Below are 15,578 nucleotides of genomic sequence, written 5' to 3'. Positions count from 1 at the left end.
ATGAAAAAAGACTTTGACTTTGATGATATAGGAAAAAAGACGCCTTATCGTGTGCCCGAAGGTTTTTTTGATGAGATGCAACGTGAGGTGCAAAAACGCACTTATGCTGACAAACCGGCAAATCGTCGCTTATGGATAGCTGCTTCCACAAGTATTGTCGTGGCTGCGGTGTTAATAGGCTTTCTGTTCATGCCGTTTCATTTCCGGCAAAATGATCCCGGAAGGACTGGCTTGCAGAGGCCGGATACTGAAAATTATACGGCGGCAATATCTGCCGATAAATGGATTCGTGAAATGTCGGACGAGGAGCTGGAAGAGCTCGTCAGCTTCTCCGAAAACGATATGTTTTTAAATTAATAGTATTGTCTTAAAAAGAAAAGTTTATGAAAACAAAATTTATTTATGCATTTCTGACATGCCTCGTGATGGGCTGCCAACTCAGTGTTTCTGCCCAAAATCAAGTGAATAAGGGTAAAAAAATGAACCGGACACCGGAGCAATTCATGGAACGCCAGACTCATCAAATGGTCAAAACGCTGATGCTGGATGATGCTGCCACTGCCAAATTCGTTCCGGTTTATCAGAACTATTTGAAGGAACTTCGGGAGTGCAGAATGATGAATCGTAAACAAACTCCTGCAAGGCAAAAGGTGGAGAAGCCGGGGGTAAAGCCGGAATCTAAGCCGTTGCTGACGGATGCCGAGGTAGAACAGCAGATTAAAGGACGTTTTGCACAAAGCCGTAAGATATTGGATGTGCGCGAGAAATATTATAATGAGTTCAGGAAAATACTCTCCCCTAAACAGATTATGAAAATATATCAGACGGAGAAGAGCAATGCTAATAAGCTGAAGAAAGAATTTGACCGCAGAAAGAGACAGGCGGCTGTGCAAGGAAAATACAAACATCCGGTACGCTCTGCCCAAAAGTCCTAAAATCCTCTTAGGCAGTCTTCTGCAAATCGGCATATATTTCAATGTGACAATTGGGTATATGCCGATTTTTTTTAGAATAATTTATTAAAAAAAGAGTACGAATAGCAATCTTATATTTTTGTTTCGTAGTATTTTAATATTTTTATTTGAGTACAACAATATTTTATTTACGTCTTTTAGACAAATGTAACAAAATCTTGTTAACCATTATGAGAAAAGACAAAGAAATGAAAAAAACTTCGAAACAAAATTGGGAGGGCTTCAAAAGGCGTACTCCTATTATTTTAGGACTATCGGCAGTATTATGTATGCCCGCTGTATGTTCCTACGCGAGTACAAACAATACGGTTGCCGGTGAATCAGTCCACTCTATTCTGCAGGGGCGTACTGTTACAGGCAAAATCCTAGATGAAACGGGAGAACCGTTAATTGGAGTATCTGTATTGGTTAAGGGTACAACAGTAGGTACAATTACCGATATTGACGGTAATTATTCTCTGGAAATTCCTTCTGGTAAGAATATTCTCGTTATATCTTATATAGGATACAAAACACAGGATATTGCTGTGGGCAAAAGTAATCAGTTGAATGTTAAAATGGAGGCTGATACACAAGCGTTGGATGAAGTGATAGTTGTGGGATACGGTACAGTGAAAAAGCGTGATGTGACAGGTGCGGTGTCTTCTATGAAAAGTAAAGACGTCGTTATTGCGCCTACTAATAATGTGATGGAAGCTCTATCCGGTAAGATTGCGGGTATGGATATTATGAAAACCAGCGGGCAGGTAGGTGAGGATGATGATGTGAAGATTCTGCTGCGCGGTTCCCGTTCCATTTATGGTGATAACACTCCGCTGTTTATTATTGACGGTATTCCGGGGAATTATAATCAGATCAATCCTTCTGACATTGAAACCGTAGATGTCCTGAAAGATGCTTCTTCAACGGCAATCTACGGTTCTGCCGGAGCGAATGGTGTAGTTATTATTACGACTAAACGTGGAGTTGCAGGAAAGGCTACGGTTAATTTTGATGCCTATTATGGATTTAGCGGTACTCCTGATTTTTACCATGGAATGGTAGGAGACGAATGGACACGATATCAGCGTGAATCTTATAAATATATCAATGGGCAATATCCGGCTGATATGTCTGCTATTCTTACTGATCCTGTTAAATTGGAAGCCTATAATCAGGGAAAATGGATTGATTGGGTAGATGAGGCAGCAGGAAATACCGCTACGACCCAGAAGTATAGCCTGTCTGTAACAGGGGGATCGGAGAAGACAAAAATCTTTGCATCAGCTGCTTATACTCGTGAAGAAGGCTTGTTAAGTAATGATAACAGGGGTAAGTATGCGATGCGATTGAATATCGATCAAGAGATATTTTCATGGGCTAAGGTTGGTTTTACCTCAAACTTGACGTATACAGATAGAAATCAAGGGGTAAAAAACACGTTTACTAAAGCGCTTTCTGTATTTCCTTTAGGAGATGCATACGACGAGAATGGTAATATCAATCATGAGTATGCTCCTAATGAATATTCCCCGTTGGGTGATTTTATTCCCGACCAGTATGTGAATAATACTAAGGGGACTTATATCAATGTAAATGGAAACCTTGAGCTGACTCCTTTGAAAGGCTTAAGCTTTAAATCAGTAATAAGTGCCACTTTGAATAATTCTCGTGCAGGAACATTTTTAGGTGCACAATGCAACGCTAATCTTCCGACTTATGCAAGTTCTCCGCATGCTTCTATTTTGAACTCATATACACGTGGATATACATGGGAAAATATATTGTCTTATAACAAGACAATCGCCGAGAATCATTCTATCGGAGGAACCTTTGTGACCTCTTGGAGTCATAATCAGGAGGAAAGCAATATGGCTGCGGGTAGCGGTCAGGATTTGGATGCGTGGTCATTCTGGCGTTTGACGTCAGCGACTTCTCCACATGTAGAATCAGATTTTGCACAGACTCAAAAAATGTCTTATGCCGTCCGTTTTAATTATTCATATAAGGGAAAGTATCTGTTGACATTCTCTAATCGTTGGGATGGAGTGTCTTGGCTGGCCAATAAATGGGATAGTTTTCCGGCAGCGGCATTGGCTTGGCGTATTTCTGATGAAACTTTTATGGAATCGACTCATGATTGGTTGAGCAATCTGAAATTACGTGTGGGGTATGGTGTTACCGGTAATTCGGGAGGAGTCGGTGCATACGGAACTCTTACCAATGCTATTATTTATTCCGGTTCAGGCATCAGTATCGGAGGTAATAATGCTCCGTTTGCCCAGTACACAGGTACCTATTCCAATCCTGATCTGGCTTGGGAGAAGTCGCACAACTGGAATGTCGGCATTGACTTAGGCTTTTTGAACAACCGTATTGACGGTTCGATTGAATGGTTCACTACAAAGACAAAAGGATTGTTGTTTAAGCGCACTTTACCCGTAACGACCGGTAATACCGGTTGGGGGCGCCCTCTAGATGTATGGGAGAATCTGGCTGAAACAAGTAATATGGGAGTTGAGGCAACCATTAATTCTCATAATATAAAGACTAAGGACTTTTCTTGGGATACGACGCTGTCGTTTACGTGGAGTAAGGAGAAAATCAATTCTCTGCCGACAGGCGATTTGATCAAAGAAAATTTGTTTGAAGGGCAGCCTATTCATGCCTTGTATGATTATAAGTATGCTGGAATCTGGGGAAGTAATGTTCCTCAAGAAACATTGGATGCTTATGGTGTGAAGCCGGGATGGGTGAAAATTGAGACACTTGACAAAGACGGTGACGGCGGTGTGCATAAATATGGCGAAGATGACCGTCAAATTTTGGGACATACTAATCCCGATGTCATTTTAGGCTTGAATAATACATTTACTTATAAAAACTTTGACTTTTCTGTCTTTGCAATGGCACGCTACGGGCAAACCATAAAAAGTAATTTGATAGGATGGTACAGAGCAAGTTCCGACCCTTCTATTAATCAGCCTGCCGGTGTGGATTATTGGACCGAAGAGAATCAGAATGCTTATTATCCGGTACCGGGTAGTGGCAAGGAGCAGAAAGTGATGTCGGCGTTGACTTATCGTGACGGTTCGTTTATTAAGATTAAAAATATTACTTTAGGATATACTTTGCCTCAAGTTGTTTCACGTAAGGTCTTGATGGAGAAATGTCGTTTCTATGCTACTGCGTATAATCCATTCTTATATGTAAAAGACAAGGAATTGAGAGGTACAGACCCTGAAACAAACGGTTCTGATTCGTTCCCGTTGTATAAGCAGTTTGTTTTTGGCGTAAATATTACATTCTAAATAAAAAGACAACAATGAAAACTAAATTGAAACATATATTTTTTGCGTCTGCATTGATGGCGGCTGCAACAAACTTTACGGCTTGTTCATTGGATGAAGTGAATCCGGGAGAGTTTACAATGGACTCTTTGGCAGAGACAGAAGAGACCTATGAAAAAATAGTAAACAACTGTTATTTCGCGATCGAACGTTACTTTTACGGCGCCAGTGGCGCCAGTGGAGTAGAGAGCAACAACTGGATGGCGATGACAGAGGCCACTACGGATTTATGGACTTACCAGCGTAATAAATCAACTTCATATACCCAGTGGTTTTGGTTTTATGCCGGTGCATCCCCAAACACCACTTATACGGACAATTTTTGGAGCGGCATCTATGACGGTATCGGAGCCTGCAACATAGCCATATCAAAAGCGTCAAAAGTACCGTTCAAGACCGAAGAAGCCCGTAATGCAAAGGTCGCCGAGGCTCACTTCCTGCGTGCCGTATACTATTTCAACGCTGTGGAGCAGTTTGGAGGAGTAACGGTTTTGACAGAACCTACTACGGAGAAGAACTATCATCCGGAACGGACAGAACCGATGAAAATTTATGAGGATATTATTCTTCCGGATTTGGAGTTTGCTGCTCAATGGTTACCGGTTGGCAATGATGCCACAACCACTACTCCGACCCGAAAAGCGGCTATTGGTTTCTTAGCTAAAGCCTATTTGCAGACGATAGAATATGATGCATCGAAGAAGTATGCGTCGAAGGCTTTGGAATATGCAAAGATGTTGATTGAAGATGCCGAGAAGGGGGGCGTGAAATATAATGCCCATTTGTATGCTTCGTATGACGATGTCTTTAAGGAATCGAATAATTATAATAATAAAGAAGCTCTTTGGAAGCACCGTTGGTTCTCAGGAAGCGGATCTCATGGCTCAAGTAGCGGTAATTACCGATTGAATAGAAATGATGAATATTTCTTGTGCAATCTTTTCAATTTCGGTGCGATAACCGATACACAGGATTTCCGTCTGTCATGGGAAGGGGGGCCTAGTGGTTTGTTTATGCCTACCCAGCATTTATTGAGTCTTTATGTGCAGGAGGATGGCACTTTGGATCCTCGCTTCCACGAGTCTTTTACTACGGAGTGGAAAGCTAATACTGCTTATACGTGGGATCAGGGCACTGTGAATAGATTTGATCGTGAAAGCAGTGTGGAAGGAAAGCAAATTGGAGTTGGAGAGCTGGCTGTGAAGTTCATTATGCCGCAAGATGAGGATTATGCATCGGAAGTCACCGATAAATTGGAGAAAGGTTATTTGGTGGTTGATTATAAGGATGTGTACGATGATGTGAAAAAGAATGTGAAGATGACCTACTCATATACCAATCCAACGGAAGGCTATACTTCGGACGGGAAATCGGAAAACCTGTTTAATAACTTTTATCCCTCGCTGAATAAGCATAACAGCAGCAATTATTATGTTGCCAATGCAAATAAGAAACGTAACGGTAATCTGAATGCAACATTTATCATGCGTACTGCAGAAATGTATTTGATTGCTGCCGAAGCTGACATTTACGAAAATGGCGGTTCTAATGCGTTAGGTTATATTAATACGATTCGTAAGCGTGCCGGAGCAAACCCTTTAAGCGGTACTCCTACCATAAGCATGGTGCTGAATGAAAGAGCTCGTGAATTGTGCGGTGAGTATACCCGTTTTTATGATTTGAAACGTACAGGTATGCTGAAAGATGCTAGTTATCTGAAAGAAAATCATCCGGATTTAGCACAGTTCTTTAAACCGGAATATGGATTGCGTCCTATCTCCACTAATTTTACTTCGACTTTGGAAGGCGGAGGAAACTATTATCAGAATCCGGGATATTGATAAAAAACAGAGAGAGAATGTAGCAACTTCGAGGTTACTGAAAAATCCTCTTAGGCAGTCTTCTGCAAATCGGCATATATTTCAATGTGACAATTGGGTATATGCCGATTTTTTTGTGTCCGGGTTCAGAACTTCACCGGGGAGAAATTGTTGTAGGGGAATGTAGATAAGAAAGGATACTCCATGCGGTTGTTTCAGGAAATAAAGAATTGGAAAACGGTTCGTGGCTGGCATATTTGGAAGTTGAAGTTGGTGGATGCGCGGCTCTACTTTGTCAGTATGGTGGTGGGGCTGCTGACGGGACTTATAGCGGTTCCTTATCATTACCTGCTCTATTATCTGCTGCATGTCCGCAGCGGGCTTTTCGCTTCCCGTCCCGCTTGGTACTGGCATATTCCATTGTTCATGTTGTTTTGGGGGATCCTGATTCTTGTATCCCGGCTGGTCGGCAAAATGCCCCTTATCGGTGGCGGCGGTATTCCACAGACACGCGGGGCAATCAACGGGCGGATAACTTACCGGCATCCGTTCATTGAGTTGATATCCAAGTTTGCCGGCGGAATACTTTCCGTTTCTGCCGGGTTGTCGCTTGGGCGTGAGGGGCCTTCCGTCCAGATAGGTTCCTATGTCGGTTGCCTCGTTTCCCGGTGGACACATATTTTGAAGGGCGAACGCAAGCAGTTGTTGGCGGCGGGAGCAGGGGCAGGGCTTGCTGCGGCTTTTGCGGCACCGCTGGCTTCTTCATTGATTGTCATTGAGTCCATTGAGCGTTTCGATGCACCCAAGACGGCTATTACCACACTGCTGGCAGGCGTAGTGGCAGGTGTGATTGCCACTTTGGTATTTCCCGTAAACCCTTATCATCTGATTGAGGTGTCGGAGCCGGCTTTGGCTTTTTGGGTTCAAATGAAGTATTTCCTCATATTGGCTGTCATCATTTCCATTGTCGGCAAGCTATATGCTGCAATTATGATTTCGTTTAAGCGGGTATACTCTGCGGTCAAGTCTCCGACATCCGTCAAGATGTTCTATCTGGTGTTGGTGGCCTACATCATCTCATTGATGCAGGTGAACCTGACGGGCGGTGGCGAGCAGTTTCTGTTGGAACAGGCTCAGAACGGCAGTACGGAGATGATGTGGGTGCTTGCTGTCATGCTGTTGCATTTCGGCTTCTCGGTGTGTTCCGTCTCTTCCGGGCTGCCGGGGGGAAACTTTATCCCCACTTTGGTCACAGGTGGCTTGCTGGGGCGGTTTGTGGGATTGATTGCAGTGAAGTACGGCATTATCGGACACGAAAGCGTCACTTATGTCATGTTGATATCCATGTCGGCTTTCCTGGTGGCTATTGAGCGCACGCCGTTGACTGCCATTGTTCTGATAACGGAGATTACCGGGCATTTTGAAGTTTTCTATCCATCGGTGGTAGTAGGCGGCCTTACCTACTATTTTACGGAACTGCTTCAGATGAAATCTTTCAATGTAATCTTGTACGAGGATATGGTTAGCTCATCCGATTTTCAGGAAGAGAAGCGGTATGCGCTGTCTGTGGAAGTCATGACCGGTTCTTATTTTGACGGCAAGGCGGTTGGTGAGCTGTCCTTGCCCGAACATTGCGTTATCATCGGTGTGCATAGGGACGGAAAAAACCTGGTCCCGGCGGAAACAAGTTTGATTCCGGGAGACCAGGTGCAGATTGAAATGGATTCACAGGACATAGAGAAACTCTATGAACCGCTTGTCAGTATGGCAAATATCTATTAAGCCAAGTTACCTATTTCATCCAGATTCTTCTGAATGTCGTTATCGGTCAGTTCATAATTCTGCAAATCGCCGGCGAGGTATTTGTCATACGACGCCATGTCGATGAGTCCATGACCGGACAGGTTGAACAGGATCACTTTTTCCTCACCCGTTTCCTTGCATTTGTTTGCTTCGCGGATGGTGGCTGCAATGGCGTGGCAGGATTCGGGTGCGGGGATGATGCCTTCTGCCTGTGCAAAGAGACAGCCGGCATCGAACGATTCGAGTTGTTTGATGTCCATTGCTTCCATATAGCCGTCTTTCAGCAGTTGCGACACGATGACGCCTGCACCATGATAGCGCAAGCCGCCGGCATGGATGTTGGCAGGAGCAAAGTTGTGTCCCAGTGTAAACATTGGCAGCAAAGGGGTATATCCGGCTTCGTCGCCGAAGTCATATTGGAATTTTCCGCGTGTCAGCTTCGGGCAGGAAGCCGGTTCGGCGGCGATGAAGCGCGTTTTCTTTCCTTCGAGGATCGTGTGCCGCATGAAGGGGAACGTAATGCCGCCGAAGTTGGAACCTCCGCCAAAGCAGGCAATGACCATATCGGGATATTCACCGGCCATTTCCATTTGTTTTTCGGCTTCCAGGCCGATTACGGTCTGATGCAGCGTTACGTGGCTCAGTACGGAGCCGAGTGTATATTTGCAGTTGGGGGTGCTTCGTGCCAGTTCAATGGCTTCGGAAATGGCTGTACCCAGCGAACCCTGATGATTGGGGTGGGCGGTCAGTATATCTTTTCCGGCGCGGGTGGACATGGACGGTGAAGGAGTGACCTGTGCACCGAATGTCTGCATGATGCTGCGGCGGTATGGTTTCTGCTCATAGCTGATTTTCACTTGGTATACGGCGGCTTCCAGCCCGAAGAGGCGGGCGGCATAGGCCAGCGAGGCTCCCCATTGTCCGGCTCCGGTTTCGGTGGTGACATTCGTCACACCCTCCTGTTTGCAATAGTAGGCCTGCGGCAGGGCAGAGTTCAACTTGTGAGACCCCATCGGACTGACGCTCTCGTTTTTGAAATAGATATGCGCCGGGGTGCCGAGTGCTTTTTCCAGTCCGTAGGCGCGCACCAGCGGGGTGCTGCGGTAGTATTTGTACATTTCACGCACTTGTTCGGGAATTTCAATCCAGGCATCTGTCTGGTTGAGCTCCTGACGGCAAAGTTCCTGTGCGAAGATGGGATATAAATCTTCCGCTTTCAATGGTTGCTTGGTAGCGGGATTAAGCGGCGGCATGGGTTTGTTCACCATATCGGCTTGTATGTTGTACCAGTAACGTGGAATTTCGTCTTCCGGAAGAATGAATCTTTTTGTCTTGTTGCTCATAGTGGTTATAAAATTAAAAGTGATTCAGTGTCCAAATGTAGCCATTATTTTTAAACCAATTTCTTTTTTCCATTGTTTTTTGTTTATGAAGGTAGATTTGTCTAAGTTTGCCACGTCTCTTTAACCGGTATTTTTATGAAGATTTATCATAAGTTCCTTTTGTATCAGAATAAATGGATTTATCCTTATGTGCGTGTGGCGTTGAGGGTTATGACGACTTTGACCTATCTGGCATCCATTTTGCTTATTGTCGGGTTGGTGTACGAGCATGGGTTCAGGATTTCGGCTGCGGAAGCCCACCAGTTGCAGCGCCTGTATCATGGGGTGTGGATTGTTTTCTTGGCGGACATATCCTTGCACATTGCGTTGGAGTATAAGGACACGCGGCGGACTTTCAGCAGGCTGACGTGGATATTGACTTTTTTGCTTTATTTGACGTTGGTTCCGGTTGTGTTTCATCGTCCGGAGGTGGAAGGCGCTGTGCAGGCTGTCTGGGACTTTTTGGACGGCAGGATGTATCATCTTTCATTGTTGCTGGTGCTTTCTTTCCTTAATTTGTCCTATGGCTTGGTGAGGCTGTTGGGACGGCGGACAAACCCTTCGCTCATTTTGGCTGTCAGCTTCCTTATCATAATACTGGTGGGGACGGGACTGCTGATGCTTCCCCGTTCTACGGTGTCGGGCATCTCGTGGGTCGATTCGCTGTTCATCTCCACAAGTGCGGTGTGTGTGACGGGGCTGACCTCGGTGGATGTGGCGTCCACCTTTACGACAACGGGGTTCGTAATCATCATCCTGCTGATTCAGATTGGCGGTTTGGGGGTGATGACGCTGACGAGCTTCTTCGCAATGTTCTTCATGGGCAATACTTCTTTGTACAATCAGTTGGTGGTGCGCGATATGGTCAGCTCCAACTCGTTGAACTCGCTGCTCTCCACGCTGGTCTATATCCTCGGCTTCACGTTGGCGATAGAGGGGGCGGGGATGCTCGCCATTTGGAGTGATATTCATGGCACGATGGGCATGGACATACACGAGGAACTGGCTTTCTCGGCTTTCCATTCCATATCTGCGTTCTGCAATGCCGGTTTCTCCACCTTGCCGGGCAATCTGGGCAATCCGCTGTTGCTGGCGGGGCATCATAATCCGTTTTATATATACATATCCCTGTTGATTATTCTCGGTGGTATCGGTTTCCCGATATTGGTGAACTTCAAAGATATTATTCTTTATCACATACGCCGCTTCTGGAGATTTCTGCGCACGTGGGAGTGGGATGGCCGCAGGTTCTATCATCTTTATAACCTGAACACACGTATCGTGTTGATTGTCACATTCCTGCTGTTGGTATTCGGTACGCTGGGCATAGCCCTTTTTGAGTGGAACGGCTCTTTTGCAGGCATGCCGGTTGCCGATAAGTGGACACAGGCGTTTTTCAATGCGGTTTGTCCTCGTACGGCGGGCTTTTCCAGTGTGGATCTGGCAGGCTTGGGCGTGCAGACGCTGCTGCTCTATCTTATATTGATGTGGATTGGCGGCGGTTCGCAGTCCACTGCGGGCGGCATCAAGGTGAATGCTTTTGCTGTGGTGGTGCTGAACCTTGTGGCGGTGTTGCGCGGAACGGAGCGGGTGGAGGTTTTCGGGCGTGAATTGTCGTACGACTCTATCAGGCGTTCCAACGCTACGGTGGTGATGTCGTTCGGTGTATTGTTCATATTCATCTTTGTGATCAGCATTTTGGAACCGAAACTTTCATTGCTTACCATTGCCTTTGAGTGTGTTTCGGCCATCAGTACGGTGGGTTCCAGCCTGAACGCTACCCCTTTGCTGGGGGACGACAGCAAACTGCTGGTGGCGCTCCTAATGTTTGTGGGGCGTGTAGGGCTGATAACCTTGATGCTCGGCATCATCAAGCAAAAGAAGCATACGAAATACCGGTATCCGAGCGGACAGATTATTATTAACTGATTTGTGGTTTATGATTCCGTAACCGGAACATCATGAACCGTAAGTCCAAAACCATAAATCTTATGAAGTATATCATTATCGGTCTGGGCAATTACGGTCACGTGCTTGCCGAGGAACTTTCTGCTTTGGGGCACGAAGTGATAGGCGCCGACATCAGTTCGTCCCGCGTGGATGGCTTGAAGGACAAGATAGCGACAGCATTTGTTATTGATGCAACGGACGAGCAGGCACTCTCTGTGCTTCCCTTGAACAGCGTGGATGTGGTGATTGTCGCTATCGGCGAGAACTTTGGCTCGTCCATTCGTGTAGTGGCTCTTTTGAAGCAGAAAAAGGTGAAACGCATCTATGCCAGGGCCATTGATGCCATACACCGTTCGGTGCTCGATGCTTTCGGGCTGGAGCGTATTCTGACGCCCGAAGAGGATGCGGCGCGCGGCTTGGTGCATTTGCTGGAGTTCGGTGCGGATATTGAAACGTTTCGTGTAGATGCCAACTATTATGTCGTGAAGTTCACTGTGCCCGAAAGGTTTATCGGTTACAGCGTGAATGAATTGAAACTCGATAAGGAATTCGGGTTGAAATTGCTTGCCTTGAAGCGTGCCGAGACGCTGAAAAACTGCTTGGGCATCTCTTTTACGGAGCATGATGTTGTAAACGGACTGCCGGATGATGACCTGATACAGGCGGGAGACCGGTTGGTGTGTTACGGGCAGTATCGGGACTTCCGGAAGTTTTGGAAAGCGCTGTGAGTCAGTCTGCCACGAGGAAGAGCTGGGTACAGTACTTCGTCGTGGCAGACTGTAATTACAAGGTGAAATTATTCCAATGGTTTTAGGCGGATGATGCCGGCTGAATTTTCAGGCATGATGAATTCGAATTTCTTTTTCACTATGCCGAGGTCCACAGTATGCGGAACTATCACTTCGGTATATGACACTTTTTTTGCATAACGCCATGCCATTTCCCTCATTCCCGGCCTTTCTCTCTTTCCCGGAGACACATTCTCCATGGGATCTTTGTTGTAGTCCGGATGGCTGGAATAATAGTTTTGGTCTTTCTGATTCTTCACAGAGGTATCGTGTGACGAGATGAATTCAACAGCCGCTTTGTAGCATATTCCGGAACCGGTATTGACAGTAATGCGCTTGTTCGCGGCCTCCGAGTTCACGAACTTAATGTAAATCTCACCCGTGGAGGTATTGATGGTAGGGGATGTATATACGGTGGTGTCCGCCACATTCCCGTTCATTACATCCGACATGAGAAAAGCTCTGTCACCGGCTTTGGAGAACAGCTTCTGATAGTAGTAGTTGGAAGTCCGCCACATGCCCCGGTTGTCGAACCAGATGAGGTTAGAGTTCCACTTGTTGTAGCCTTTCTTGCAGAACAGAGGGGCATATGCAGCCATCACCACCATATCAGAATTTCTCTCCAGTCCGGTCCAGTAAGCAGCTTCGGCCAGGGTAGAAGCATAGGCATTGTTGGTACCGTTGTTGGCAAACTCTCCGACGAACACTCGCGTAGGTTTGTTCCGGTCATATGTATAGCCCTCAGCGCCGCGTTTCTTGCCCGGATTGTATCTGTCGCGGTTGGTGTAGAACCATTCGTCGCTTTTGTAGTAATGTTCATCAACTATCGTATTGATATAGTTGGAATCTATTTCTTTCATATTAGCATCGAATTCCTTTCCTGCATCAAAGGCTCCGGAGGTGGAAATAATGGTAATTTCCGGATGTTTTTCCTTGACCGCATTGTATATGATGCCGAAGCGCTCCCAGAAAGCGTTTCCTCTATTCTCGTTGCCTATGCCGAGATATTTGAGTCCGAACGGTTCCGGATGACCCATCTCGGCCCTCAGCGAACCCCATTTGCTGTCGACAGAACCGTTACAGAATTCTATCAGGTCAAGAGCGTCCTGAACAAATATGCTTCTGAACCTCTCTCTATCTTCCTCCGTATCGAGAGGGGCTATGTACTGATGTCCGGCAAACTGGCATGTAACGCCGTTGTTGAGTACAGGCAGCGGAGTTGCACCGAGAGATTCGGCCATGAGAAAATATTCATAGAAGCCCACATACTGCGAAGTCCAGTATCCCCAATGATTGCGGAATCCTATTCTTTCCTCCGGAGTGCCGATGGAGTTTTTCCAGAATACCTGTCCGAAATAGTTTGGACCTTCGGAAGCGCATCCGCCGGGGAAACGCATGAAGGTAGGATTGAGGTCGGCGAGGGCCTGCATGAGATCTTTGCGGAACGGGCCGTCCTTCCCGTCGTTCCAGAGTTGGGACGCTTCCGGAAGCAGAGTGACGAAATCAAGGTAGAACACTCCGGTGGTATCGGCAATGATACAGAGGCGGCTGTCGGAGCTGCGCAGAGCCTTCAGTCTTCCTTCATATTTTTTCCATTCATCGGTGATGCTTCCGAATGCGAGTACATTGGAATTGAGGTTTCCGTCCTTATCCTCAAGATAAACCTTGAAATCACCCTTGTAGGATTCTCCCCGGAGGTACAGCCCGAGATCATAGCTGATGTCCTTTACAGCCGGAATAGAAGGAGTCTGGGTATTGTTGGAATAGTGATATTCTTTGCCTTTTCCGTATTCTGCTATTCCGAATCCATTTGCGGCTATTCCGAATCCGTCTCCGGGGTTTTTCACCTCGAAACGTACGCTGTACTGCTTGTAACGCTGTTCGTCATCATATTTATCATTTGGGTCGAAGTCATAATGACGCTTGAGATTTTTCACGAGAGGTTTGTCGGCAACAGCCCTTGCGCTACCCCTTGCATCACCCTTGCGAACGATGGTCCAGCCGAAGAATACGCTGTCGCATGCGGAGAACTCGTGCTCCGGAGCATCAGGCACATTGTATGCTTGAAAAGAATTGTTTTGGATAAGTTGTGCACAGATACCGCCGTCGAGCGAATTATTTATATCTTCAAAGAATATTCCCCTGAGTGTTGGGCTGATTTCAATTCCGAGTTTCTTCGGCTTGAGGGTAAGCGTTCGTTTTTCTTCAGACTTGAATCCCTGAAGTTGAAGCATCTTGTCGGCGAAACGGTATCCGAGGAGCCTCATTCCTTCGGTACTGAAATGGAACTGATCGCCTGTACTCTCGCAACCGAGAGCTGAAATTATATGTGCATTTGGAAGTACCTTCGGGAGTTTCGGCATAATGCTACTGTTGAATGCTGCACATACGCCTCCCTGTTCTGCGTATTTGAGTTCCCCTGCAAGAAGAGGTGTCTGTTTGGGATTGAGATTGAGGTCCTTGCATAGATTGTCGTAAATCTTCTTGACACGTTCCGGCCAGAGGGGATCTTCCGAATTGGATTCACCCTGATGCATGAGTATCCCTTTGATAACTCCATCTTTTTGGGCAAGTCTTGCCATATTCACGAGACGCTCATAAGGGTTTCCGCCGTATTGGCTGACGATGTTTTTCATCCAGTCGCGCTCGTTGTCGATATAATCTTTATAGTCTTCCCTATCCCAAAGTTGGATTTTTGCTCCTGCTACAGATACGTTGATAACGCCTACATGGTATTCAGAAGGAAGAATATCAATCATTTTTCTTCCGAAAAAATCCACCGGACCGAGGTTGTTGCCTTCACGACAGATCGGAGGTATGGCAGTATACCATTTTCCCATCTCGCGCCCAAGTTTCGGCATGTCGACCGCAGCCATGAATTGGAAACGTGGATTATTGAAATCTTTGTCCTGCTCTGCCGGTACAGCTCCTGCTTCCATGTTGGACTGTCCTATACAAAGATATATGAAAAAATTGGGGTCCGGTTTGCTTTCCGGAGTTGCAGAAGCCCTGAAAATCGGGAATATGGCAAGTACTGCCACTACAAGAAATGAAATTTTTCTTTTCATATCGAATCTGTTTTAACTTGATGAGTGTTTTTTGTGTTATTTTGTGATAATGTCGATACAAAACTATCAAAAAAAAAACAATCAGCAAGAGAAAATTCCCAAAAATATTCTTCGCGTATGCCTATGGAATGTTTAGGAGTTCTTCTTATGCTCTGAGTGCATTTTTCATACGGTAAATTGTCAGTTTATTTAGTACACTACAGCTATCAGAAGCGTATGTCCTGTTACGTGATGACATGGCAGATGTTTCCCGTTTTTAAACTTTGTAGGCAGATGTTTCCGTTATGAATTGAACCTGAGTCCTATGGGAGTGGGATTATAGCAATGTAGCTTGCTCATTTTTCTACTCCTATTAATCGTTTTATCATGTTAAAATATAGTAGGTTAACATTATTTTCCAATGGAAACTATTTATTATCGGAAAATATTGCTTTCTTTGTAGCGTCAAACTAAAAAAGAAAGAA

9 protein-coding genes are annotated in these 15,578 nt (G+C 45.7%); 7 read left to right on the top strand and 2 right to left on the bottom strand.

What is annotated here, in order from left to right:
- The 5 genes from NQ546_RS13595 to NQ546_RS13575 all read left to right on the top strand — a co-directional run bounded on the left by NQ546_RS13595 (position 1) and on the right by NQ546_RS13575 (position 7,905).
- Positions 1-357 carry a hypothetical protein gene (locus tag NQ546_RS13595; protein WP_004290545.1) on the top strand — a complete coding sequence of 119 codons (357 nt, stop codon included), beginning with the start codon at positions 1-3 and terminating at the stop codon, positions 355-357.
- 26 nt (positions 358-383) lie between these two features.
- Positions 384-935: a hypothetical protein gene (locus NQ546_RS13590; protein ID WP_004290546.1), complete on the top strand. Its 552-nt coding sequence runs from the start codon at positions 384-386 to the stop codon at positions 933-935.
- Between the two features lie 209 nt (positions 936-1,144).
- Positions 1,145-4,264 (top strand): SusC/RagA family TonB-linked outer membrane protein, encoded by a 3,120-nt coding sequence (locus NQ546_RS13585; protein ID WP_004290547.1) that lies wholly within the window; start codon positions 1,145-1,147, stop codon positions 4,262-4,264.
- 14 nt (positions 4,265-4,278) lie between these two features.
- Complete coding sequence (locus tag NQ546_RS13580) at positions 4,279-6,144, top strand: RagB/SusD family nutrient uptake outer membrane protein (RefSeq protein WP_004290548.1); 1,866 nt, start codon at positions 4,279-4,281, stop codon at positions 6,142-6,144.
- 183 nt (positions 6,145-6,327) lie between these two features.
- Complete coding sequence (locus NQ546_RS13575) at positions 6,328-7,905, top strand: chloride channel protein (protein ID WP_004290549.1); 1,578 nt, start codon at positions 6,328-6,330, stop codon at positions 7,903-7,905.
- Here NQ546_RS13575 and NQ546_RS13570 read toward each other — a convergent pair.
- Entirely contained in the window at positions 7,902-9,269 is a 1,368-nt protein-coding gene (locus NQ546_RS13570) for a TrpB-like pyridoxal phosphate-dependent enzyme (protein ID WP_004290550.1), read from the bottom strand. The genes NQ546_RS13575 and NQ546_RS13570 overlap by 4 nt on opposite strands.
- 135 nt (positions 9,270-9,404) lie before the next feature.
- Here NQ546_RS13570 and NQ546_RS13565 point away from each other — a divergent pair, with 135 nt between their 5' ends.
- Both NQ546_RS13565 and NQ546_RS13560 read left to right on the top strand, forming a co-directional pair.
- A complete protein-coding gene (locus tag NQ546_RS13565) occupies positions 9,405-11,237 on the top strand; it encodes a TrkH family potassium uptake protein (protein WP_004290551.1) in 1,833 nt (610 codons plus the stop codon).
- 62 nt (positions 11,238-11,299) lie between these two features.
- On the top strand, positions 11,300-11,986 hold the full coding sequence (locus NQ546_RS13560) for a potassium channel family protein (RefSeq protein WP_039953338.1): 687 nt from the start codon (positions 11,300-11,302) through the stop codon (positions 11,984-11,986).
- Between the two features lie 68 nt (positions 11,987-12,054).
- Here NQ546_RS13560 and NQ546_RS13555 read toward each other — a convergent pair whose 3' ends face one another.
- Entirely contained in the window at positions 12,055-15,114 is a 3,060-nt protein-coding gene (locus NQ546_RS13555; RefSeq protein ID WP_004290553.1) for a sialate O-acetylesterase, read from the bottom strand.
- Positions 15,115-15,578: the final 464 nt, after the last annotated feature.

The organism is Bacteroides eggerthii, assembly GCF_025146565.1.
Classification (GTDB): domain Bacteria; phylum Bacteroidota; class Bacteroidia; order Bacteroidales; family Bacteroidaceae; genus Bacteroides; species Bacteroides eggerthii.
Note: the sequence above shows the minus strand (reverse complement) of the source record. Positions and strands in the feature narration are given on the sequence as shown.

Bases quoted from the DNA above. Each gene is read 5' to 3' on its own strand.
- NQ546_RS13595 (WP_004290545.1), top strand. From the start codon at position 1: ATGAAAAAAGACTTTGACTTTGATGATATAGGAAAAAAGACGCCTTAT.
- NQ546_RS13590 (WP_004290546.1), top strand. From the start codon at position 384: ATGAAAACAAAATTTATTTATGCATTTCTGACATGCCTCGTGATGGGC.
- NQ546_RS13585 (WP_004290547.1), top strand. From the start codon at position 1,145: ATGAGAAAAGACAAAGAAATGAAAAAAACTTCGAAACAAAATTGGGAG.
- NQ546_RS13580 (WP_004290548.1), top strand. From the start codon at position 4,279: ATGAAAACTAAATTGAAACATATATTTTTTGCGTCTGCATTGATGGCG.
- NQ546_RS13575 (WP_004290549.1), top strand. From the start codon at position 6,328: ATGCGGTTGTTTCAGGAAATAAAGAATTGGAAAACGGTTCGTGGCTGG.
- NQ546_RS13570 (WP_004290550.1), bottom strand. From the start codon at position 9,269: ATGAGCAACAAGACAAAAAGATTCATTCTTCCGGAAGACGAAATTCCA.
- NQ546_RS13565 (WP_004290551.1), top strand. From the start codon at position 9,405: ATGAAGATTTATCATAAGTTCCTTTTGTATCAGAATAAATGGATTTAT.
- NQ546_RS13560 (WP_039953338.1), top strand. From the start codon at position 11,300: ATGAAGTATATCATTATCGGTCTGGGCAATTACGGTCACGTGCTTGCC.
- NQ546_RS13555 (WP_004290553.1), bottom strand. From the start codon at position 15,114: ATGAAAAGAAAAATTTCATTTCTTGTAGTGGCAGTACTTGCCATATTC.